The 23,863-nt window shown below is 37.2% G+C and carries 25 protein-coding genes; all 25 read right to left on the bottom strand.

Going from position 1 to position 23,863, the window contains the following annotated elements:
• Positions 1 to 596: 596 nt before the first annotated feature.
• The 25 genes from BN999_RS14020 to BN999_RS13900 all read right to left on the bottom strand — a co-directional run bounded on the left by BN999_RS14020 (position 597) and on the right by BN999_RS13900 (position 23,529).
• Complete coding sequence (locus BN999_RS14020; protein WP_096272349.1) at positions 597 to 980, bottom strand: S1 domain-containing RNA-binding protein; 384 nt, start codon at positions 978 to 980, stop codon at positions 597 to 599.
• Between the two features lie 74 nt (positions 981 to 1,054).
• The gene (locus BN999_RS14015) at positions 1,055 to 1,432 is read right to left on the bottom strand and encodes an FtsB family cell division protein (protein WP_096272347.1); all 378 of its coding nucleotides are present in this window, start codon (positions 1,430 to 1,432) and stop codon (positions 1,055 to 1,057) included.
• A 4-nt stretch (positions 1,433 to 1,436) separates the two neighbouring features.
• A complete protein-coding gene (yabQ, locus tag BN999_RS14010) occupies positions 1,437 to 2,036 on the bottom strand; it encodes a spore cortex biosynthesis protein YabQ (protein WP_096272346.1) in 600 nt (199 codons plus the stop codon).
• Positions 2,033 to 2,335, bottom strand: a complete 303-nt coding sequence (gene yabP, locus BN999_RS14005) for a sporulation protein YabP (protein ID WP_096272344.1) — start codon at positions 2,333 to 2,335, stop codon at positions 2,033 to 2,035. Before yabP ends, yabQ begins: the two co-directional genes overlap by 4 nt.
• Before the next feature lie 54 nt (positions 2,336 to 2,389).
• Complete coding sequence (locus BN999_RS14000; RefSeq protein WP_096272342.1) at positions 2,390 to 2,653, bottom strand: RNA-binding S4 domain-containing protein; 264 nt, start codon at positions 2,651 to 2,653, stop codon at positions 2,390 to 2,392.
• A 4-nt stretch (positions 2,654 to 2,657) separates the two neighbouring features.
• Positions 2,658 to 4,106, bottom strand: a complete 1,449-nt coding sequence (gene mazG, locus BN999_RS13995; RefSeq protein WP_096272340.1) for a nucleoside triphosphate pyrophosphohydrolase — start codon at positions 4,104 to 4,106, stop codon at positions 2,658 to 2,660.
• Between the two features lie 19 nt (positions 4,107 to 4,125).
• Positions 4,126 to 5,646 carry a putative polysaccharide biosynthesis protein gene (locus tag BN999_RS13990; protein ID WP_096272339.1) on the bottom strand — a complete coding sequence of 507 codons (1,521 nt, stop codon included), beginning with the start codon at positions 5,644 to 5,646 and terminating at the stop codon, positions 4,126 to 4,128.
• Between the two features lie 389 nt (positions 5,647 to 6,035).
• Positions 6,036 to 6,572: a stage V sporulation protein T gene (gene spoVT, locus BN999_RS13985; RefSeq protein ID WP_096272338.1), complete on the bottom strand. Its 537-nt coding sequence runs from the start codon at positions 6,570 to 6,572 to the stop codon at positions 6,036 to 6,038.
• A gap of 229 nt (positions 6,573 to 6,801) precedes the next feature.
• Positions 6,802 to 10,320, bottom strand: a complete 3,519-nt coding sequence (gene mfd, locus BN999_RS13980; protein WP_096272336.1) for a transcription-repair coupling factor — start codon at positions 10,318 to 10,320, stop codon at positions 6,802 to 6,804.
• A 194-nt stretch (positions 10,321 to 10,514) separates the two neighbouring features.
• Positions 10,515 to 10,745: an anti-sigma-F factor Fin family protein gene (locus BN999_RS13975; protein WP_096272334.1), complete on the bottom strand. Its 231-nt coding sequence runs from the start codon at positions 10,743 to 10,745 to the stop codon at positions 10,515 to 10,517.
• 91 nt (positions 10,746 to 10,836) lie between these two features.
• Positions 10,837 to 11,397 (bottom strand): aminoacyl-tRNA hydrolase, encoded by a 561-nt coding sequence (gene pth / locus BN999_RS13970; RefSeq protein WP_096272332.1) that lies wholly within the window; start codon positions 11,395 to 11,397, stop codon positions 10,837 to 10,839.
• A 185-nt stretch (positions 11,398 to 11,582) separates the two neighbouring features.
• Complete coding sequence (locus BN999_RS13965) at positions 11,583 to 12,206, bottom strand: 50S ribosomal protein L25/general stress protein Ctc (RefSeq protein WP_096272331.1); 624 nt, start codon at positions 12,204 to 12,206, stop codon at positions 11,583 to 11,585.
• Between the two features lie 136 nt (positions 12,207 to 12,342).
• Positions 12,343 to 13,296 carry a ribose-phosphate diphosphokinase gene (locus tag BN999_RS13960; protein ID WP_096272329.1) on the bottom strand — a complete coding sequence of 318 codons (954 nt, stop codon included), beginning with the start codon at positions 13,294 to 13,296 and terminating at the stop codon, positions 12,343 to 12,345.
• Between the two features lie 15 nt (positions 13,297 to 13,311).
• Complete coding sequence (gene glmU, locus BN999_RS13955) at positions 13,312 to 14,694, bottom strand: bifunctional UDP-N-acetylglucosamine diphosphorylase/glucosamine-1-phosphate N-acetyltransferase GlmU (RefSeq protein ID WP_096272327.1); 1,383 nt, start codon at positions 14,692 to 14,694, stop codon at positions 13,312 to 13,314.
• 192 nt (positions 14,695 to 14,886) lie between these two features.
• Positions 14,887 to 15,174: a septation regulator SpoVG gene (gene spoVG / locus BN999_RS13950; RefSeq protein ID WP_042147512.1), complete on the bottom strand. Its 288-nt coding sequence runs from the start codon at positions 15,172 to 15,174 to the stop codon at positions 14,887 to 14,889.
• A 216-nt stretch (positions 15,175 to 15,390) separates the two neighbouring features.
• A complete protein-coding gene (gene purR, locus BN999_RS13945; protein ID WP_096272326.1) occupies positions 15,391 to 16,200 on the bottom strand; it encodes a pur operon repressor in 810 nt (269 codons plus the stop codon).
• 64 nt (positions 16,201 to 16,264) lie between these two features.
• Complete coding sequence (ispE, locus tag BN999_RS13940; protein ID WP_096272324.1) at positions 16,265 to 17,116, bottom strand: 4-(cytidine 5'-diphospho)-2-C-methyl-D-erythritol kinase; 852 nt, start codon at positions 17,114 to 17,116, stop codon at positions 16,265 to 16,267.
• A 382-nt stretch (positions 17,117 to 17,498) separates the two neighbouring features.
• Complete coding sequence (locus BN999_RS13935) at positions 17,499 to 17,672, bottom strand: small, acid-soluble spore protein, alpha/beta type (RefSeq protein ID WP_047986267.1); 174 nt, start codon at positions 17,670 to 17,672, stop codon at positions 17,499 to 17,501.
• A 105-nt stretch (positions 17,673 to 17,777) separates the two neighbouring features.
• Positions 17,778 to 18,125: an SCP2 sterol-binding domain-containing protein gene (locus BN999_RS13930; RefSeq protein ID WP_096272322.1), complete on the bottom strand. Its 348-nt coding sequence runs from the start codon at positions 18,123 to 18,125 to the stop codon at positions 17,778 to 17,780.
• Between the two features lie 157 nt (positions 18,126 to 18,282).
• Positions 18,283 to 18,552, bottom strand: coding sequence for a biofilm formation stimulator Veg (gene veg / locus BN999_RS13925; RefSeq protein ID WP_096272320.1), 270 nt, complete (start codon positions 18,550 to 18,552; stop codon positions 18,283 to 18,285).
• A 238-nt stretch (positions 18,553 to 18,790) separates the two neighbouring features.
• Entirely contained in the window at positions 18,791 to 19,702 is a 912-nt protein-coding gene (gene yabG / locus BN999_RS13920; protein ID WP_096272318.1) for a sporulation peptidase YabG, read from the bottom strand.
• Positions 19,703 to 19,818: 116 nt separating this feature from the next.
• Positions 19,819 to 20,697, bottom strand: a complete 879-nt coding sequence (gene rsmA / locus BN999_RS13915) for a 16S rRNA (adenine(1518)-N(6)/adenine(1519)-N(6))-dimethyltransferase RsmA (protein WP_096272316.1) — start codon at positions 20,695 to 20,697, stop codon at positions 19,819 to 19,821.
• Complete coding sequence (gene rnmV, locus BN999_RS13910) at positions 20,690 to 21,256, bottom strand: ribonuclease M5 (RefSeq protein WP_096272417.1); 567 nt, start codon at positions 21,254 to 21,256, stop codon at positions 20,690 to 20,692. The genes rsmA and rnmV overlap by 8 nt, the downstream gene beginning before the upstream one ends.
• A gap of 72 nt (positions 21,257 to 21,328) precedes the next feature.
• Complete coding sequence (locus BN999_RS13905) at positions 21,329 to 22,510, bottom strand: G5 and 3D domain-containing protein (protein ID WP_096272314.1); 1,182 nt, start codon at positions 22,508 to 22,510, stop codon at positions 21,329 to 21,331.
• 248 nt (positions 22,511 to 22,758) lie between these two features.
• Positions 22,759 to 23,529, bottom strand: a complete 771-nt coding sequence (locus BN999_RS13900) for a TatD family hydrolase (protein WP_096272312.1) — start codon at positions 23,527 to 23,529, stop codon at positions 22,759 to 22,761.
• Positions 23,530 to 23,863 lie beyond the last annotated feature (334 nt).

Below are 23,863 nucleotides of genomic sequence, written 5' to 3'. Positions count from 1 at the left end.
TGGGTAGAGCACCATACCCGCTACGGAAATACACTCCGCTTTCCGCGGGCGGCTGGTGAGCCTCCTCAGAGCTAAAGCTCTTGCGGGGTCTCACCGATGCCTATCCTCCCGCAGGAGTCTCCGTGTATTTCCTTCGCTAGTATTGAGCGAATAAATTTTAGAACATATCAATAAAAAACAGAACATAACTCCTAACTTGAATTAGAAAATCAATACCAGCGTAGGCAGAATACCGAGACTCCTACGGAAATAGCACGTGTCTGAAGACCCCTAGACTAGAGAGGCGAACTTTCCTCGAGGAAGGAGGCTGAGGCCGTGCCCGCGGCAAGGTAGACACTGAGACGGTCTTGATCTGAGCAGATGTCGCCCCTGTACTGACAGTAAAAGCGGAGTATTCTGCCGGAGCGGTATCACACCGCTATAACCATTAACTAATAGTATTTGAACTAGTTATCACACAGTTTCCTATCAACCGTGCACATCGGTTTCTTAATATAAATCGTGAGAAATAAAAAAACAGCTACTCATTATGAGTAGCTGTTTGATTCATGCCGTATATTAAATAAACTAGAGCATTATCCGGTAGACAGCATCTACTATCCTCTTCTAGCACCTCGACCCCCGCGTCTAGATTCTGTGTGCTTCTTCAAAGAGGCTAATCGATCTTCAGAATCCTTAAGAAAACGGCTCATTTTTTGATCAAATGTTTCTGTACGTTCTCTTGGATTCTGACGGACTGGCTTTCTTTCTTTTGCTTTTTTAATTGATAAACCAATTTTGCCATCCTTTTCGACATTAATTACTTTAACCTCAACTTGGTCACCTACTGTTAAATGTTCATTAATGTCTTTGACATAATTGTCGGCAACCTCACTAATATGAACTAATCCTGTTGTGCCTTGGCCTAACTCGACAAAAGCACCAAAATTCGTGATACCGGTTACCTTACCTTGCAGCTTGCTGCCTACTTCAATTGACATAAAAAAAATGCTCCTCCTTAAAATTTTTGGAAAGTACCTTACTTATATATTATAGCTAGTAACTCAAAAGTGTGTCAATATGACGTATCTTCATCTGGAGTTTTAAAAATTAATTCGCCTTCTTTTGATAGGAAGTATTTAGTACGAGCAATTTCTAAAATATAGTCATCATTGTTTAGCAATTGTATTTCCTCTTTGTACCTGTCTTCCTCTTTCTTCAAATCAGCTAGCTCTTCTTTAAGAAGCTTGTACTCTTCCGCCTTCTCCAAATGTACTTGTCGTTGTTGGAAGTGGTATACCGCCATGCCACTAACTGCAACGGCAACTACAACGGCAAAAAGAACTAACCGACGGAAAAGGCGTTGTTTTTTCCGCTTTTGTCGTTCGATGTGGGCATCATATTGTTCCATATAGTTTGAGTTAAGTTTTGTAATTGTCTTCTTCTTTTGCATAGCGTCACCTCCTCTTAGATGAAATGAGCCTCCAATACTTTATACATATATTCTGTATTTTACTATAAAATCCTGCTATTTTGTGTAAAATTAATTTGAATTTTTTTGGAAGTAAACGATATATCTGATTAAGGATCCAATTTATCGGTAGGTAGACGCACTTTAGAACAAAACCTAAAACTAGCATAACCATATTAAAGAGGAAGATTACACTTGCTATTAAGATCTGGATTAAGTATTTTATTGGTGCTATTATGACGTTCTTTACTAGATTGTAAAGTATTTGATAGATTCTTGAAGCAATGACTATCATACGTTCCAATAACCGTTTATAAAGGTTTGCAGCCAATGCTTGATAAGCTGCAAACCCTAATAAACAAGCTACAAAAACATAAAATCTTAGCTCACCTAAATTTACTTGGAATAATATAAAATATAAAATGAAAACTTGGGTGAGCCAAAAGCTAATTTCCATCAGATAAACTAACCATACATTCTGTTTCCAGTGTCTTTGGAATCTGCGAAAGGTATCTAAGGCAATGCCAAGGTAAAAGCCTCCAGCAATCATGGAAACCATGGTTAAGAACTGGATACTAAGTGTCATTTGAATAGCTTGCTAAAGAATCCTTTAGCCTTCTCCTGAGTATGTTCATCTACATAAGACATTTCATACACTTTACCTTTTATGGCAACTACCCCTTCGCCAACATCTAGATTTTTCAGCTGAAGATTTTGCCCACGAATGATTAGGTAACCCATAACGGTTTCTAACAGAAACTCTTCATTGTCAAAACTATCTACTTCTTTTACACCTGTAATTTCTAACAACCTACGATTATTTAACTTTAACTGATGTTCTTGCTGTGTTACTCTTGTACTATTTTCTTTCTCATAATAGTTCATATCCGCCTTCCTCCTTATCAGTAATACTTTATGAAAGGAGGGACAAGTATAGAACTATTCTCTATCTATTTTTTCCTCTTTAATAATTTTATACAGCATGTCCGCTTCTTCTTTAAGAACGGTTTCTTTAAGGGTTGTTACCTCTACCGTTACAAGCTTTTGTCCAAATCTAATTTGCATAGTATCCCCTACTGATACAGTGGAAGATGCCTTTGCTACCGTCCCATTTATTGTAATTCGACCTTGGTCGGCTACTTCTTTTGCTAGAGTACGTCTTTTAATTAAACGAGAAACCTTTAAAAATTTATCTAAACGCATAAGATTATTCTCTCCCCTTTGCTTGATCCCAATAATAATCCATTTCTTCTAGATTGGACTTTCTTATATCCTTTCCCTGTTCATCCAATTGCTCTTCAATATACGTGAATCTTCGGAAGAACTTCTGGTTTGTTAGGTTGAGGGCATTTTCAGGATTTACTTTATAATATCTTGTTAAGTTTGCTAGTACAAATAATACATCACCGAATTCTTTCTCTACTTCATCCTCATTACCTGATTCAATTGCGGCCTTCACTTCTTTTAATTCTTCATCCAGCTTATTCCAAATATCTTCTGCCTGATCCCAATCAAACCCAACTTTAGCAGCTTTCTTTTGTAATTTATATGCCTTTAGAAGAGATGGTAATCCTTTTGGTATACCATCTAGAACGGATTTTCTGAGCTCGCCTTTTTCTTTACGCTTAAGTGCTTCCCAATTGGTCATCACATCATCAACAGATTCGACTGCTACATCAGAAAACACATGAGGATGCCTGAAAATCATCTTTTCGGTAATCGATTTAATGACATCATCAATCGTAAAGTATCCATCATCCTCACCAATCTGGCTATGTAACATAATTTGCAATAACACATCACCGAGTTCTTCGATAATCCCGTTGTCATCTTGTTCATCAATCGCATCAATTAGTTCATAAACTTCCTCAATCGCATATTCCCGTAAGGACTCATGGGTCTGCTCTTTGTCCCACGGGCAGCCATTTGGCCCTCTTAAAATGGCGATAACCTCTCTTAGACGATCAAATGTATGGGTTAATATCTGTTTCGGCACTGGTGGTATGTACACACTGGTTAAATTGCTTACTTCCACCCGGTGATCGAGTTCCTCTAATGGCACTGTGTTAATTTTTTCTTGATCACTTCCTGCAGCATCAATAATGGTTACCTGATAATCTGCAGGTAAATCTTCTAGTAATGCTAGTTTTACCTCAGATGCAATGAACCTGTCATAAACTTGGCAGAAGACAATATGATGTTGGTAGTCAAGTTGTCCCCTTGTAAAGCTTGTTCCATCGACAAACTGAAACCCTTCAATTGGATCAACCTTCAAGGAGGTGAAAAGTGCATCCAGATAACTTTGTCCCCCAACTATTTCCACGTCTACTTGATCTTGTTCTAATAACAGTTGAACTGTCCTTTCTGCAAGCATTGGGTGACCTGGAACGGTGTAGCAAACATTGTTATCCTTTGCTTTCTCTAATAAAACCCTCACAATTTCCTGGTAAACCGGTTCAAACTCTTTTTCTTGTTCATACAAATAGTCAAACGAAGAGAACGTCAAGCCCTCCTCCTTTAATGATTGAATAACTGGATGGTCTAGCGTGCGAGTAAATACAACATATTCCATATTGGTTAGTTTTCTGTATATACCAAGTGGTAGTTGCTCTAAATCCCCTGCACCTAATCCTATTACTTCTATACGATGCGTCATATTGATTGACCTCCTATTGCTACTTTAAGAACCTAGTTATAAATGGTAAAAGACATAACTCTCTATCGGTAAAAGCTTTAAAGCGTATGAGTAGTAATAAATATATTAATGCCCCTAGAGTGGAGACAATAAAAACAAAGAACAATAGTGTAATCCTAGAAAAAGTATCCGTTGAGAATAGCTTATCCACTATTAATAAAAATGTTATCATACCAAAATTGGCAATTATAAACGCTTTCCAGTTCATATGGACAAGCTTTTTACTTTGCCCCATTTTTAATTTCAATAATGTGGTAATCGTTAAAAATAACAAACTACCGACTGTTGCAATGGAACCTCCAATAATGCCAATATACGGGACCATTATCCAATTTAACAGCCATTTAAGTAGAAATGCCCCTAGAATGAAGATTGCAGTCCATTTAATATGACCTAACCCCTGAAGTATTGAACTAGATGTTATAACTAGTGAACTTAATAGAATGGCCACCATTAATAGGGTTAACGCCTGTTCACCTAAATTATCTTGAAACAATAATTGATTAGCTTCCGGAAATAGTAAGATTAACCCGATTGTTGCTCCCCAAGCCAAATAAAAACTTATCTTTAACGAACTCTCAATATGTTGTTGTCTATCACGAGCATCCTTAGCCATACTAGGGATTAAAGCAAGTCCAAAAGAAGATCCAAGAACTGCACCTAGTTGAATAAGTGGTTGCCCTCGATCAAATACCCCTTTCGCTTCCATTGCTTCTTGGTTGGATAATCCATACTCCATTAACCCAGGTACCATGGTAAACGAGTCTGCAAACTGAATAATCAACAATAACATATGATTTAAAGATGCAATTAATCCAAATACTAGTATGGTTTTTATGTAATACTTCCATGGAATGGATTGGCTTGTAATGGTGGTAGGTTTAGTTTTCGTGAAGAAAAAGATCAGAATGATGACGGCTCCTATTACCCCAATAATAGCAGCAATGGCAGCAAAATTTCCTATTTGATATATATCCATTCCATATACTGCCACACAAACGGCCATCACGATGATAATGGTGACTCGAACAAGTTGTTCACCTATTTGCGAATAAGCTGTTGGTTTCATTTCTCCTTTTCCTTGAAAAACTCCCCGAAGTAATGCAGAGAAGGGAATCAATAACAACAGGATACTTGCCATTTTATAGGCTTGGACTAACCTTTCATCTCCGACAAATATTGCTATAGCATCAGCATTAAAGAAAAGAAGTATTGCTAATGTACCACAAATTCCAAATAGTATAGTTAGGATTGGCATCATGAAGTACTGAACGGAAATATCTTTTTTCTCTGCTGTTAACTTTGAGATTGCTGTTGGAAAACCATAGAGAGCTAGCACAAGTGCTATTCCGAGTATAGGATACACTTGTTGGTAAATATAAAAGCCAATATCACCAGTAAGATTTTGTAATGGTATTCGATAACCAGCACTCAATACCTTACTAATTAAGCCTGCTAATGTAAGGATTAAAGCTCCCTTAACAAATTTATTATGTTCCATATGTAACTTCCTTTTTTCGTGTGTTCACCCACTGTATAAAATTCCAATCCATTATACCATAGTGATGGTTCGGTAGTACTGCGCTCGAGTTACATAGCACCAACTTAGAAATTTCCCTAATAAAATAGTAGGGTTATCAAAAAAAATTTGTTTGATAGAAACAGCGTGGCTAATATTTATGATTGGGAGCAACATCCCGCTACGGAAATACACTCCGCGGAGTATTCTGCCGGGGCGGTGACGTACAGCTATACCCCATAACTAATTCATTTGTAATTAAACTAGTTACCGCACCGTTTCCTATCAAATAAGTAATTACCAAAATCTTAACCAGACTTAAAAAAAGAGTAAAAATTAGTGATCATAACTAATTTTTACTCTTTAAGTCTCTATTCCATTTGTTTTGCTAAGAAGCTTGCTGCTGTTTCCAATGACTTTTGTTCTACTTCACTTAATGTATCGCCTTCTCGTGAATACATTACGATACAACCTATTGGGTCACCATTTGCAATAATTGTACTTATACAATACGAGTTAAACTTCTCTTCTTTTCCTGAAAGTAATTCTAACGTGCTGCTTTCTTTTTCCAGAGTTTGCAATCTACTTTCAATTGCCTTTTCAATTTTAGAGCCGATGTTTTTATTTAAGTAATCTTTTTTGGATTCCCCAGCTACTGCGATAATTTCATCACGATCACATATTAATACCGGATGGTGAAGTGAATCGAACAGTGCTTGTGCATATTCTGTTGCAAAATTTCCTAATTCATTGATTGGCGAATATTTCTTTAGAATTACCTCGCCCTCACGATCAATGAATATCTCGAGTGGATCTCCTTCTCGGATTCGTAATGTTCTTCTGATTTCTTTCGGGATGACTACTCTACCTAAATCATCAATCCGTCGTACAATTCCTGTTGCCTTCATACAAGTGAAGCCTCGCTTTCTAATGATGATTTTTGGTGCCAAGTTCGAAGCTAAGCCTATTATGTCACGCTAATGGTGATAGAGTTTTTGGTTAGGTGTTTTGAAAACAGCCTACTCCTTAAGTATTTACACAACTTTCTGGTGCTTCTATATATGTTAAAACTGCAGTTGTGTTTTAGTAGTATAAATCATCTTGGAAGAACTATACATGAAATACCATTTTCTGTTTTTAGCGATTAATTTTATCCATTTTTCCAATAAAATCTTTTATTATATCGTATCGATTTACTTTCGTATCCCTTGAAAAACGATACATAATCTTAAGTTTGTTTCCTTCTGTACCAAGCATTATTTCTCTACCGTATTCATTTGCTAATTCGAATATTTTGGCGCCATCAATTAGCTGGCTCCTATCTTCAGAAACAAGCATTTCTATTTTATAATTTTTTTCTACAATGGACTCTATTCTTTCCTTCTTCGCTAACCATCTTAGCTCAGAAACAATGAATAGATTTTCCACTTCCGTAGGGAAGTCTCCAAATCGGTCCAATAATTCATCCTGTAAATCATGAACATCTTCTTTTGAGGAGAAGGTTTGGAAATGTTTATACATGTCAATCTTCTGTCTTTCATCCTCAATATAAGAATCTGGTATATAAGCATCTATGGACAAGTTTAGCTCTGGATCGAATGGTTTAATATCCTCTATTTCCTTGCCGAGTTTTCGTGCTTCAATGGCTTCACTTAACATTTGGTTGTACATATCAAATCCAACGGAATCGATAAACCCATGTTGTTGTGCACCAAGGAGATTCCCTGCCCCTCTTATAGATAAATCTCGCATAGCAATTTTAAATCCTGACCCTAATTCGGTGAATTCTTTAATCGCTTGTAGACGCTTTTCAGCGACTTCGGTTAATACTTTATCCTTCTTATAGGTGAAATAAGCATAAGCAACCCGGTTAGAGCGCCCTACACGACCTCTTAACTGGTAGAGCTGACTTAATCCCATTCGGTCTGCATCATAGACAATTAGGGTATTTACATTAGGGATATCTACGCCCGTTTCAATGATGGTTGTACTAACTAATACATCAAATTCTCCCTCTAAGAAGCCAAACATAACATTCTCTAATTCCGATTCATTCATTTGCCCATGTGCAACGGCCACTCGTGCTTCTGGTACTAACATTCCAATATCACGAGCCATCTTATCTATGCTCTCAACACGGTTATATAAGAAAAATACTTGCCCACCACGGGCCATTTCCCTTTCAATCGCTTCCCTAACAAGTACAGGATTATATTCCATCACATACGTTTGAATAGGGAAACGATTTTCTGGTGGTGTTTCGATGACAGACAAGTCACGAACACCTAGCATAGACATATGCAAGGTTCTTGGAATTGGTGTAGCCGTTAAGGTTAGAACATCTATATTGGATTTCAGTTGTTTAATTTTTTCTTTGTGCTTAACCCCGAATCGTTGCTCTTCATCAACAATTAATAGACCTAAATCATGGTACTCAATATCCTTAGACAGGAGTCTATGGGTACCAATTACAATATCGACTAATCCTCTTTTTAGACCTTCAGTCGTTTCCTTTTGCTGCTTCGGCGTTCTAAATCTACTTAATAAACCAATATTTATTGGGTAATCTTGGAATCGTTCCCGGACTGTCTCGTAATGTTGCCCGGCAAGAATAGTAGTGGGAACAAGAAAAGCAACTTGTTTTCCATCTGCAACCGCTTTAAAGGCAGCACGAATTGCCACTTCCGTTTTTCCATAACCAACATCCCCACATAATAAACGATCCATTGGTCTAATGCTTTCCATATCTTGTTTGATCTCTTCAATACAACGCAATTGGTCCTCTGTTTCTTGATATGGAAACGAAGCATCAAACTCTCGCTGCAATTCCCCATCTGGCGAATAAGCAAATCCCTTCTGCGCTTGTCTCTCGGCATATAACTTGATTAAATCATCTGCTATATCCTCAACAGAACTTTGTACTTTACGTTTTACTTTTGTCCAATCACTTCCACCTAATTTATATAGCTTAGGCTCTTTCCCCTCGGAACCAACATATTTTTTCACGAGGTCAATTTGATCGATTGGGACAAATAATTTATCATCACCAGAGTATTTAGTCAGCATATAATCCTTATGTTTTCCATTTACCTCTAGTGTTTCAATTCCTAAATATCGTCCTATACCGTGATTCGTGTGAACAACATAGTCACCAACTTTTAACTCTTGGTAATTTTGAATTCGTTCTGCATTGGAGATATTCTGTTTCTTTCTTGGCCGTTTCGATCTTTTTTTGAATAACTCATTTTCCGTTATGACAACCAGTTTATGCATTGGTAGTTCAATACCACTAGTCATATTTGCGACAACTATCGTAGGAACATCAACTGGTAGTTGTAAGTGTTCTGATACCCTTGCTTCCACATCATAATCAGCTAGTATGGATTGTACCTTTTCCGCTCTGTCCTTACTTGGCACAGCTACAACAACGGAAAAGTCTCCCTTGGACCACCGCTTCAGTTCATTCTTAAACAAATGCATCTGGCCATGAAACTCTTGCATTGCCCTTGATGAAAGATTCACTATATTTTGCGGGTTGGTATTAGGAATATGACGTAAAAATACAGACATATAAACTCGTGTTGCATTCATATCGTGGAAAACAGAATGCCAATCAAAAGAGAACTTACTACCTACCACCATCTTACTTGCTTCTAGTAGGCTACTGTACCATTCTGCTTCCTCATGATCCAAATTGGTTGCTGTTTCTTGTATTCGACTCATCTCATCTAGGATAACAAACCCATTTGTTGGTAAATAATCTAATAAACTAGCAGGTTTATCATAGAAAAACCCGATATACTTATGCATTTCCTTAAAGTGTTCTAATCCTTTTAGTCGCTCGATATCTCCCTCAATGGCATCGACTAAGGCTTCTTTTGACTCTTTTGTTTTCAATTTCTTTAACGTAGCAGAAAAAGCTTCTTCTAACCGATGGGCACCAGTTAGGATATCTTCATCAGTTAAAAGTAGTTCTGTTGCAGGTCCAACTGCAACCGTTTGAAGTCGATCTAGTGAACGTTGGGTATCGGCATCAAAATAACGAATGGAGTCTACCTCATCATCAAACATTTCAATTCTAATCGGATGGGCTTCTGTTATCGGGTAAATATCGATAATTCCCCCACGACGACTAAACTCCCCTGGTGTCGTTACCATGGAAGCATGTTCATACCCCATATCTATTAAAGAACTAAGGTAGGAATCGATTTCTATCTCTTCGCCTTCTGAGAATTTAAGTTGATACTTACTCCAATATTGTATTGGGGGTAATAATCGTTTTAAGGCTGCCACCGGAGCAATTAAGATACCTGATTTCTGACTAGACCATTTTGTTAAAGCATCTATTCGTTGACTCTTTAATTCCGGGCTCGATATCGCAATGTCAGATGCGATTAACTCATTGACAGGATATAAATGTACCTTGTCCTCATCGACTAGTACGGTTAAGTCATCATACAATTGCTGAGCTTGGACCAATTGGTATGTAACAAGAAGAATTGGTCGCTTTGTAGCTGCTTCGAGTGCGGAAACTAGCATACTTCTTGCCGAACCAGATAATCCTGCAACTAATTGCTCTTTTAAGTTTCCTTCAATTCCACTTATGATAGACTGTACGTCTTTTTGTGATTCTAAATATTGATTAAAACCTTTCACATCTAAACCCCCATCATGACTTCCCCATATGCTAAAATCTTACTAATTTACTAGCTTCTTATTCTCACCCTGCGCCTTAATCGGAATCTGCGCACGTTATTTAGAGAAAATAACCTTGTAAATTAATTGGAATCTATTAAATAAAGCAGAAAAATGCCTTGGTTTGGAAACCAAAGCTTTGTATTTCTTATCTGTTATTGTATGAAATAATCTAATTCATGGTATTCTGGATATGTTCCAAGTGTCTCTTCACAATTTTCACAGATTGCTTGGATATGTACATCTCCATTTGATTTATATTGAATCATTTCTTTTCTTTCCTCATCTGATAAGTTATTCCAACCGAGTATTGTTGTATCGACAACTTGTTCATTAATCTCACCAATTACATGTCCACAGTGCCTACATTTATAGACAACTGACATAGGAAAACCTCCTCGAATAAACATTAACTAACTAGTTAATAGGTTTATCCGAAAACAGTCATTTTATACCATCATGCGTAAACTCACAGGTTTATGCATTAAATTCATTCATGACTTCTTCAAACTGTTTTTCCATCCAACTTTCACAGGCATCTGCTGCCTTTTGGATGCTATCTTGAACTAATGGTTGTTCATCCTTTGGAAAGGGTCCTAGAACATAATCCACTACTGGAATTGGGGATGTAGGGCGACCGACACCAAGACGTATACGTTTAAAGTCTTTCGTACCTAAGTGATCGATAATAGAACGAATTCCATTATGGCCTCCATGTCCTCCTTTTTGTCGTAACCTTACCTTTCCAGTAGGTAAATCTAAATCGTCATAAATCACGATAATATCTTCTACAGCAATATCGTAATAGTCCATTAGTGGTCTAAGAGATTCACCAGATAAATTCATATAAGTTTGTGGTTCAAGGAGTAAAACTTTCTCACCATTTATAATGGTTTGTGCGTATTTACCTCTGAATTTATCTTTGTTAAGGCTGAGATTTTGTCGTGATAGTAATTCATCGATTACCATAAATCCGATATTATGTCTGGTAGATTGATACTTTTTCCCCGGGTTTCCTAAACCAACGATACATTTCATTCTGTTTCTTCCTTTATCATTTGTTTATTTAACTATCTCTTTTGGTATGGCCTTAATATGTAATCCTTATTTGTAACACATGGAATATATATCCATCGCTCTTTAATACAAATACAATAATCCCTCCAGTATAAATAATTTATATGGAGGGGTTTTGTTTTTATGCTTATTGTATTGCGTAAATATTAGTCTTCGTTTGCTTCTGTTTGAGCTTCGCCGGTGAATTCTGGTTCTTGGTCTGTTTCTTGTTGACCTTCCATATCAGCGTTAGTGTTTGGTGCTAAAACACTTGCAACTACAGTTTCAGCATCATCTACCACTTTGTATGTTGTTGATTCACCTATTTCAGCTACTGTAATAATGTCACCGATGCTTTTATTTGAAATATCAACGGTAATCTCATTTGGGAAATTATTTGGTGTTGCTTTTACCGTAACCTCATAAAGCGGTTGCTGTACGACACCGTTTTCTGGTTCCCCTTCCAAACGAACAGGAACTTGTGCTTCCATTTCTTCAGACATATTAACAATGTAGAAGTCTGCATGCAAGACACTATCTTTAATATGATCCGATTGATAGTCATGTAGCATTACATTAACAGCAGAATCACCTTGAATCTGTAGAGAAATTACCGCATTTCTTCCTTCGTCTCGGACTGTTTTAAGTAATTCCAAACTATCTACAGAGATTGATTTAGACTCGTTTTCCTTTCCGTAAACTACCGCTGGAACTTGTCCACTTTGACGTAATTTTTTCGTTGCCGATCTTGTATGATCCTCTCGTTTCATTGCATTTAAGGTAACTGACATGTTATATCATCCTTTCCATTCAATAAAAAACTCGTATATCATTTAACAATGGTGACAACTTTCTCGTATATGAAATGGTAACCTAAATCTACTTTCCATAATATAGTATGTTCCCCTAAAACAGGTAGACTAAACATTAATCAAACAAAATACTAACGGATTGTTCTTCATGCACACGAATGATTGCTTCCCCAATAAGTGGTGCAACAGACAATTGTGTAATTTTATCAATCATCTTTTCCTCTTTTAAAGGAATAGAGTTTGTGACAATTAATTCTTTAATTTTTGAGTTTTCGATACGTTCAATTGCTGGTCCTGATAGTACAGGGTGTGTACAACAAGCGTATACTTCTCTAGCACCATTTTCAATTAATGCGTTAGCAGCAAGTGTAATGGTACCTGCAGTATCAATAATATCATCGATTAGAATGGCTGTTTTGCCTTCAATATTTCCGATAATATTCATTACCTCAGCAACGTTCGGGCGTGGTCTTCTTTTATCAATAATTCCAATTGGTGCTTTTAGACGATCAGCCATCTTTCTCGCTCTTGTCACTCCGCCATGGTCTGGTGAAACCACAATAACATCATCTAAATTCTTCGCTTCAAAGTAGTCTGATAGAAGTGGAACACCTTGTAGGTGGTCAATTGGTCTATCAAAGAAACCTTGAATTTGAGGAGCATGTAAATCAAGTGTAATGACACGATCTGCACCAGCTGTTTCGATTAGATCTGCTACTAGCCTTGATGTAATTGGTTCTCTAGCTCGTGCTTTACGGTCTTGTCTTGCATAACCATAATAAGGCATAACAACATTGATTGTTTTAGCAGATGCACGTTTTAATGCATCTAACATAATCAATAACTCCATTAAGTGTTGATTGACAGGAGAACTGGTTGATTGTACGACATACACATCACAACCACGTACACTTTCTTCGATATTAATTTGAACTTCTCCATCACTAAAAGTGGTTACCATACACTTTCCAAGAGAAATTCCAATGTGGTCTGCGATTTCCTCTGCAAGTTTCCGGTTTGAATTAAGCGAGAACACCTTCATGTTTGAATTTTGATATTGAGACATCAAGTAAACCCTCCGTTATTATTTATCTTCTAATCTTTTCTTAAGACGTGATGCGTAGCCTTCTTTATTTGTTTGTCTTGCACGTGCAACAGATAAAGAATCTTCTGGTACATTTTTCGTAATAGTCGAACCAGCTGCAACATAGGATCCTTTTCCAATTGTTACCGGAGCAATTAAATTAGAGTTACAACCGATAAAGGAATCATCTTCGATTGTAGTTAAATATTTATTTTTTCCATCGTAGTTCACTGTTATTGTACCACAACCAATATTAACATTACTTCCTACTTTTGCGTCACCAATATAACTTAAATGGGAAACTTTACTTCCTTTTCCTAACTCTGCCTTCTTAATCTCTACAAAGTTACCAACCTTCGCTTCATCACCAATATTGGCATCTGGTCTGATATGTGCAAATGGACCAATGTTAACCCGTTCCCCAATTTTACTATCTGTTGCGACACTTTGTTTAATAACAGTATGCGCACCTACTTCACAGTTTGATACTTCACTATTCGGACCAATAATGGCATGTTCATAAATAATGGATTTACCTGAAATGATGGTACCTGGGTAGATTACTACATCGGGTTCAATCACAACGTCCGGTTGGATATACGTATTTTCAGGGTCAATAATGGACACGCCATTACGCATATGTTGCTCATTGATACGTAGCTTCATTGTTTTCTCTGCTTGCGCTAAAGCGACACGATCATTTACGCCCAGAGTTTCGTCAAAGTTAGAAGATAAAAAGGCACTTACTTTTTCAGATTTATTCTTTAGGATTTCAATAACGTCTGGTAAATAATATTCACCTTGTGCATTATCATTTGAGACCTCTTTTAATGCTTCAAACAATGCCTCATTATCAAAACAATACGTACCTGTATTTATCTCATCTACTACTAATTCCTCTTGTGTTGCATCCTTATGCTCAACTATTCGTTCTACTTCATTTTGTGCATTACGAATGACTCTACCATACCCGAATGGATTAGGAGCTTTTGCTGTCAGAATAGTAGCCTTTGATCCCTCATTTTCATGGTGGTCAAATAGCTGTTGGAAGGTTTCTTTTGTAATTAATGGTGTATCGCCACAGACAACAATAGTTGTACCTTTTTTGTCTTTCATTAATTCTTCAGCTTGTATTACTGCATGTCCTGTTCCTAGTTGTTCTTCCTGTAGGACAAACTTAGTCCGATCTCCAAGATGTTCTTTTACTTTATCTGAACCGAATCCAACGACAGTAACAATATCCTCAAGGCCAACTTCACTCACCTGCTCCAGTACATGTTGAACCATCGGCTTTCCAAGTACAGGATGAAGTACTTTATATAATTTAGATTTCATTCTAGTACCTTGCCCTGCCGCCAGTATAATTGCATATCTCTTCGTCATGAGGTACCCTCCAATATTTTTATCCATTTTGACTATATCCTAAAAAACAGCTGATTTCAACAATTTGACTAGGAAAGGTAGAAGTGGTTTTTACGTTACTCAGAGTGGATAAACGAGGGTAGAAATATGGACACAAAAAAAGAAGGCTAATCTGTAGGAGATTAGACCTCTAGTTGTAAAGGGTTTCATTTTTTAGGATGCTCCCGCTTCCTCAAATTCAACTTCTTCACCTGCACGGCGATATTCTTCTAATACTGCATCCTGAATTTTAGAACGTGTATTAGAGTTAATCGGATGTGCAATATCTCTGAATTCACCATCAGGAGTTCGTTTAGATGGCATAGCCACGAATAGTCCATTGTTACCATCGATAACGCGGATATCATGAACTACAAATTCCTGATCTAACGTAATAGATGCGATAGCACGCATTCTACCTTCCGTGTTAACACGGCGTAATCTTACGTCAGTTACTTCCATGCTGATTCACCACCTTTGTACTTTTGAGTTAATTAATAATTCTACAAATATTTCTAAATTCCTGCTTAAAATTGAAAAAAGTTTAATAATTTACACAAAAAGTAAAAAATAGATGTTTTTTACTAGTTTTTAGAATATTAAATTAGATAGAAAAAAGGCTGGTATACAACGTTTCGTTACCCAAAACTAGTTGTATTCCAACCTCAAATTAATTAATTATATAAAATTACCGCGTTGTACGGAGATGAAGTTCTCTTTTATATCTACATCTGATATTTTTACTAGAGAAGTATAGTCGTCTACGATTCGTTCTTCTTCTTCATCATCTGCTTCTGCTAGTACTCCAATTGCTTTTACATTGGCATTAAACTCTTTTAAGAGGCTTACTATACCATTAATGGTACCGCCTGCTTTCATGAAGTCATCAATAATACATACATTAGATCCTTCCTCGAAACTGCGTTTTGGGAGGACCATGGTTTGTATCTTTCTCGATGAGCCCGATACATAGTTAATGCTTACGGATGAACCTTCTGTTACTTTAGGATCTCGCCTAACAATGACTACCGGCACATTTAGGAAGGATGCAACCGCATATGCAAGTGGAATTCCTTTTGTGGCAACCGTCACCACTACATCAATTTCTAAATTAGAAAAATTGGAAGCAAATATTCTTCCAATCTCACGAACTGTAGATGGTTCACCTAAAATGTCACTCATATAAAGATAACCACCAGGTAGTATTCGATTTGGATCCTTTAGCCGTTCACATAACTGATCAACAAATTCTATGCCCTTTTCTCTTGATGCTTCTGGAATATACATTACACCACCAGCTGAACCAGCGATACGCTTTAAGTAACCAATTCCTTCTTCACGAAACAACTCGTCAATTATATCTAAATCCTCACTAATAGATGCCTTTGCTGCATTATATTTATCCGAAAACGATGGTAGGTTTTTATGAATCCTAGGGTTTTCTAGAAAAAAATTAGTTAATGCTACTAAACGTCCACTACGTTTCATGCTTTCACCTCAAAAACCGAATTATTTTATATAAACATACCACCATTATATGTTTTTAGCAAGTTTATCCAAGTAATCGCACTAAATAAACCTCGGTACAGAACCCTTTCATTCCGTTATAGATTCTTTGCGCCTTGCTTTCATGCTCAACTAATCCGTAAACAGTAGGGCCACTTCCGCTCATTAACACACCCGCAGCACCTGCTTGTCTCATCTTCTCTTTAATTCGTAGTATCTCTGGATGAAGCGAGGCTGTTATCTCTTCTAATGAATTACCGATGTTATGACAGAGCTTTGTAAAGTCCTTTTCATATAATGCTTCTATTACACCGTTTGTATTAGGATGGCTAATTTCATCCACTTTCACACGTTGAAAGATCGTTCTGGTTGATACACCAATGTCTGGTTTTGCTAATATAACCCAAAAAGGAGGTGGAGATGGTAGTTTCTCGACTATCTCACCAAATCCTTTTGCGATTCCAGTTGAGCCATATACACAAAACGGAATGTCCGACCCTAATGTAGATCCAAGTTTTGCAAGCTCATCAATTGGGATGTTCATATTCCATAATTGATTCAAGCCCCGTAGAACCGCCGCAGCATCTGTACTACCACCGCCTAAACCAGCAGAAACTGGGATGACCTTCTCAATCTTAATATGAACACCTTTTTTAATATTGTATTTTTGTTTAAATGCTTGTGCAGCTTTATAAGCCAAATTCCGTTCATCATTTGGAACATATCTACTCCATAATGAGACTTCGATACGATCCTCCACTAAAGTATTTAACTCAATTCGGTCTGCCAAATCAACTGTCGTCATAATCATTTCCACGTCATGATAACCATCTTCACGTTTCCTTAGAACGTCAAGTGACAGGTTGATTTTAGCAGGCGCCTTCTCAAAATGAGTCATAACCGTCACCTACTTTTTTCATGTATGGAAATTGTAACACATATCATTTGATGGTGGAAGCGAGTCCTTGATAGTGTGAAAATTAATATAATGTCGTGAGTATTTTAGGTGTAGGGTAGTTTTTTGAATGGTAATGAGGTAGAGGGTTTATGCACTTTTTGTGAGTTTGTTGGATTTGAAATAATTATGGGGAGGGGCTCACAACCTTTTTAGCACTGATTTGAACTCGAATTGGTCTTGAGGACGGTCCTCATAACCTTATTAGCACTGATTGAACTCGAAATGGTTATGAGGACCACTCTCACAACCTTTTTGCAATGAATTAGATTCAAAAATGGTCTTGAGGAGAGCTCTCCACCAATAATAAAAAAGAGCAGACCATTTATGATCTGCTCTGCATGTTTTGCTCGGCTATTTCAATTGCACGTTTTACCATGTTCCCGGCATCCCTTGCCTTAATTCCGCCCCAGCCTTCTTTTTGCACCGTGTCGTAAAAGCCTAACTCTTTTGCAATTTCTTCTTTCAGTTGGTCAGACATGATCCCTCGTCTACCCATGAAAGAACAACCCCTTCCCTGTTATAACTTGTTACGACATTCTTAGTTTGTTCAAGCTATGGGGATATAGCCAAGTTATATCTAGGTAAATCAGGAAATTCTTTCTTAAAACTGATATTGCTTTAAAAGACTTTCCAACTTCAATGCCATGGAAATGTTCCCATCAACCTTAAGTTTTCCTGTCATAAATGCTGTCATACTATTTAAATTTCCCGCTAAGAACTTTCTGAATACCCCATTTTTCATTTTTAACGTACAATCCGGTTTATCACTACCATCTTTGTTAAGTGAAAAATTGCCATCACGAAATGAGAGCTGGTATGTTACATTCTCATCCGTAATTTGTATTTCATATGTACCTTTCATGTCTGAATAAGGTTCTTTGTTATTAGTCAATTTATCTTCTATACTTTGCCAAACTTGTTCCGTAGTTGCATTCTCCAATGTCCCCATTTTAGTTATTGTCCCCCTAAGAAATAAAGTTTTAATTATCAAATAATTATATGCAATTAATTAATCTTTGCCAAGTCTCAGGTGAATTACATGGACATAAAGTGGTGAGAATAATAAAGAGGTTATAAAAAAAACAAGGATCAGTATCCTTTAAAGGTTACTGATCCATTAACGATGCGCTTGCATGAAGGGTTTCATTGAAGTTTAATTCTACTGTTTCTGTTAGTACGTCTGCATAGCTGTATGAAACACGTTCGAAAGCATTTTCGTCTTGATCTAATTCAACAATAAATACAGAAGGATACGTTTCTGCTAGTACTCCCGTTCTTTCTATCGTCTTCCTTCTGCCGCCATTAGCTTTTAGTGTCAATCGTTTACCAATCTGACCTTCAAGACCTTGCTTGATTTCGGTTAATGTTTTAGCCAATACACTCCACCTCACTGTACTTATACTTTAACACATGCTTGTATAAAAGTCAAATAAAATCTTTTATTATAACAAGATATGTTTTTTGATGTCAACAAGTAAATTTCACTATCTGAGTTTATTATTACAAAATATTGACAGATTATGTATCCTTTTTTACAATATATAATTTATTCTTCTAACTAGACAAAAGGATACCAGTATAAATTAGATTAAAACCCGACTTACTTTAAAGGAGTTAGCCGAGTTTTAAATTTACTGTTCCATCGCTCGAGTCACTGGATTCTTGGTCACTATCAGTAAGATAAGGTAATCCAGTACGAAGAAGCCCTCTTGTTTCTACACCACCCATCCCTTTCTCTCCTGTCATCGTATTGCGGAGTGCATCCCACACATTTACCTTTTCCATAAATGGTGTATATGCTATTTTGGCGGCGATATAAACAGGGTCTAATGCATGAATGTTTATTCTAAGTGGGGAACTTGCAAAATTGGCTCCAGCCCGTATTAATGATTCAAAATGGGACTGACATGCCCCTGCAAAGATGACTAGTTGATCTAAATTAGGGACGACCTTTCTAGCCTCTCTAACGGTTTCAGCAAAATATTTTGAATGGCGATAGGCACGAATATCATCTTTTGACCCTTTCGTTTTGGAAAATGAATCATGTCCTGTCACGACGATAATATCTGGTTGGATTTTCTCAATTAAAGAACGAATATGAAAGGACATCTCCTTCTCGTTTAGATGAACCCCATGCACTTGAAGTCCCAAACGTTGATAAAGGGCTATACATTTTCTTAAATACATTTGATCACCATCTAAGTGAAGTACTTTAGCTGGCAGTTGGAAATAATCGGTATACTGGTAGCCATCGGTTGATTGGTAATCACGCTTTTCCTTCATTAGCTGATAATCTTGTCGAAATAAACGATACGAAAATTCTTCTTGGTCTTTTCCTTTTTGCCTTCTTTTAACGAGATCCCTTTCTTCAACTTTCACTAAGTCATCGAGAGGGGCATCTGCTACTAACCGAATATCCTCACCATGTAGGACTGCTTTTTCCTGTTTTATCTGATCAATACGAAATAATAAATCATGATGATATGATTTCCTTGTTACTAATTCACCTTTTGTTCTACGCTCCATATACACACCTCACAGCCTTCACTGAAGAAAAAGCATTCTCCTCTATAGACTATGAGTAAAGAGCCGTATGCGTGCTTTATGCCCATAATAAAAGGATGTCCGCTTAGGACATCCTTTTAATTCTGCAATTCATAAAATGCATTAGCTAACACACTAAACTCTTGCATATCTAATGATTCCCCTCGTCTTGTTCCATCTATACCAATGGAATCTAACGTTTGGTTAATCACATCCTTATCCAGTACCCCTTTAAAATGACTGGATAAATTATTACGTAATGTTTTCCTTCTTTGTGCAAAACAAGCCTGAACAATGGTAAAAAAGTAATCTTCATCTTTGACATGTACTGGTGCCACGTTTCGTGCCACGAGTTTTAAGATAGATGAATCTACATTTGGCTGAGGCATGAATACGGTCTTCGGTACATTCATCACGACACTTGCTTCTGTATAGTATTGAATAGCTATTGTTAAAGAACCATAGCTTTTCGTATTTGGCTTAGCAGCCATGCGATCTGCTACTTCTTTTTGGATCATGACGGTTATACTTTCTACTGGTAATCCTTCTCGTAATAATTTCATTAATATCGGAGTGGTTATGTAGTATGGAAGATTAGCTACAATATGAATAGGTTGGTCTTCTTCAAAGTTTTCCTTGATAACCTGGTGTACATTTGCCTTTAAGATATCTTCATGGATAATTCGGATATTCTCATAATCTGATAACGTATCCTCTAAGATGGATAGTAACCTACCGTCGATTTCAAAGGCAACAACTTTATCTGAATGGATAGCAAGTTGTTCAGTCAACGCTCCAATACCTGGCCCGATTTCAATTGTTCCTGCGTGCTCATCAATTCCTGCATGACCAATAATATTTTTTAGTACATTGGAATCAATTAAAAAATTTTGACCTAGACTTTTTTTGAATGTAAAACCATATTTTTTTAGAATCTCTTTTGTACGTACAGGTGTTGCGATAAATTTCTTATTCATGCATGTCCTCCTGCTCTATTCTTTCCATTGCCTCTTCAAATTGTTCTTTAGTTATTTGAAACATCGTTAACCGCTTTAGTAACTGTTTGCCATTAGTATGCCCGATTTGCAATAACTCTCCAAGTTTTTCACGTTTCCAACTAGCATTAGGGCCTCCGATTAACTGATGGCGTATTAAATCGCCTTTTGTAATATCCGATACTTCTATCTCTGCTAATTCATATACATCCTCTAGAGCTTGTTGGATGGCTTCTACAGTGGCATGTTCAATTCCCAGGCTTTTATTAGCTGGGTGCTTGGCACGTGCTTTATCCCTTGTTAAGAACGCATGCTTACAGCCTGGTACGGCTTCGTTAATAATTTGCCTAATTCGTTCACCAGGATAATCAGGATCTGTAAATATGATAACGCCACGTTTCTCTTTGGCATGTTTAATTTGTTGTAGTGTTTTTTGATTGATAGCTGACCCGTTCGTTTCGATGGTGTCTGCATCCACAGCTAATTTTATTTTAGTTGTATCATCTTTACCTTCTACAACGATTACTTCTTTTATCTTCACTGGTTGTTCCTCGCTTTTTTGCAAAATAAAATATGCTCTTACCACTATAACATGGTAAGAGCATTGAATTCATTAGTCTAAAATGATTACTTTAACTTTTCTTACGCCCCATTTATAAGCATCAGCCTTTGATGGTACATGAACGTCGATACGCATACCACTAATATTACCACCGGTATCTCCAGCGATTGCTTCTCCATATCCTTCCACCCAAACTTTTGTACCTAGTGGAATAACGCTTGGATCTACAGCAATAACTTTCATATTAGGATTTGCTTTTAAGTTAATACCAGTTGCAGTATAACCAGAACAGCCACTGCATGTTGCAGTAAATGCACTTGCAGTCATAGTGAATTCTTTTCCATCCCCACTAGATAGGGTCACTAAGTTTTGTGGTTCTTTTGTTCCAATTGCTACAATTCGGTTCTTACTTTCTTTTGTAACCTCTTCCGCTACTAATTCACGATTTACTTCTTCCCCGTTTTCATATGTAACTTCATATGTTTTAACAACGGATCCGTCTTCTCCAGCTTCAATTACTTGCTCTTTGCCTTTAGCAAGGGAACTGTCCTTACGAGTTTCTGTTTGAAAAGCAATAGAATCTGTTACTTCTTCTGTCTTCTTTTCTACTCGAACAATGGAGATAGCTGTATCTTTAGAAATCGTTTGATCTAGTGCCGGTTTTACCTTATCAAGTTTTGAAAGCTTTATACTATTAGACTCTAACAATTCTTTAACCGAACCGCCAGTTGTCCATGCCTTCTTTTCTTTTTCACCATCTTGAATCACTACTTGATACGCTTTTGTGATAGATAGGGTAAGACCATCTGCTATTTCATCGTCTAATTGGTGAGAAAGAGCATCATGTTCAGAGACTGATAGATTTTCTTTCTCTAGAAAATCTTTAACTGTATTTTCAACTGTAAAGAATTCTTCTTTCTTTCCGTCAATGGTTACAATAACTTGATTTGCTTTCTTATATTCAATCTTCATTCCATCTGCAATCTCTGCATGTAAATCATGCGATAGTGCATCATGAACTCCAACTTCAATTCCTATTTCTTCTAGTAGTTCTTCAACTGTATCAGCATGTGTATCTATGGTTCTATCTTCTCCATTTTCAGCAAATACTACTTCATTCTGTGTTGCATAAAATAGCATTACACTAGCAAATGTTAAAAGCACTACAATACCAATACTTGAATTGACCAGCATCCGTTTCGAGGCCGGCAATAGCTTTGAAAGAATTCGCATGCATCTTGCCTCCTTATTCGAGTTGATTATATAGACAGTATTATGTTTTTGTAAATGTTTATAGGATTACGGTTATTTTACAATTTGGTTACATTGGCAATAAAAGCTTGTTTCATAACCATGACAGAATAGGGTCAAACTCTTGCTATCACTAGCTTTTGGGCAAAGAAAAAAGACTAGAAACATTTCTAGTCTATATGGTCTAAAAAAGTGAAAAATTTATGTTTTTTTTAGTTAAAATTTACTATTCACTGGTTAATGTTAAATAATTTGAGAGCATTTTCGGTTGTTTTTTCACTCAATTCTTCTAAAGAAATCTCTCGTAATTCTGCAATCTTTTCTGCTACTAATTTTACATAGGCAGGCTCATTGCGTTTCCCTCTATTTGGATGTGGAGCTAAAAAAGGAGCATCTGTTTCAACAAGAAGTCGTTCTAATGGAACTTCTACTGCGACCTCTTTAGGTAGATGGGCATTTTTAAATGTTACAGGACCCCCTAGTGATATATAAAAGTTCATATCTAGACAGGTTTGGACATATTTTGCAGAGTCATTATAACAATGCATAATTCCTCCAACTTCTTTTGCATCTTCTTCCTGTAGAATCTCGATAATATCCTCGGTTGCTTCACGATTATGAATGATGATTGGCATGTTCACTTTTTTGGCCAATCGAATTTGCTTTCGGAATACTTCTTTCTGAATATCTTTAGGAGATTTATCCCAATGATAATCGAGACCCATTTCGCCAATGGCAACTACTTTTGGATGACTGGATAGCTCTTCAATCCACTCTAGATCTTCGTCTGTCATGTCGATTGCATCTACTGGATGCCAGCCTACCGCTGCATAAATAGTATCGTGTTGTTCGGCAATTTCGATGGCGAGGGGGATTGTTTCTCGATCGAATCCGACAACGGTCATGTATTTTACTCCTGTGTCAAAGGCGCGTTTGATTACTTCTTCTCGGTCTTGTTTGAATTGTTCAGCGTTGAGGTGTACGTGTGTGTCGAATAACATGTGAATTTGTCCTTTCTATTAGAAAAGGTCAGGATTCTACATGTTTTGTAGTATGCTGACCTTTCCATTTATGTCTTCGATTGTTAACCGCGATCCGAATACACTCCGCTTTTACTGTCAGCACAGGGGCGACATCTGCTCGAAAGAACCGTCGCAGTGTCTACCTTGCCGCGGGCGGCTGGTGAGCCTCGGGCCAACAGGATGTTGGTCACAAAGGCGTTGCCTCAGGATGAGGCGTTTTTAGCCTTTGAACCCCTATTTCGCACTGCGGGGTCTCACCGAAGCCTATTCTCCCGCAGGACAAGGAAGGCTTCGTCAGCGAAACATCGCACGC

The organism is Paucisalibacillus globulus (assembly GCF_900184735.1).
Classification (GTDB): Bacteria; Bacillota; Bacilli; order Bacillales; family Amphibacillaceae; genus Ornithinibacillus; species Ornithinibacillus globulus_B.
This window is presented reverse-complemented; position numbering and strand designations above follow the sequence as displayed.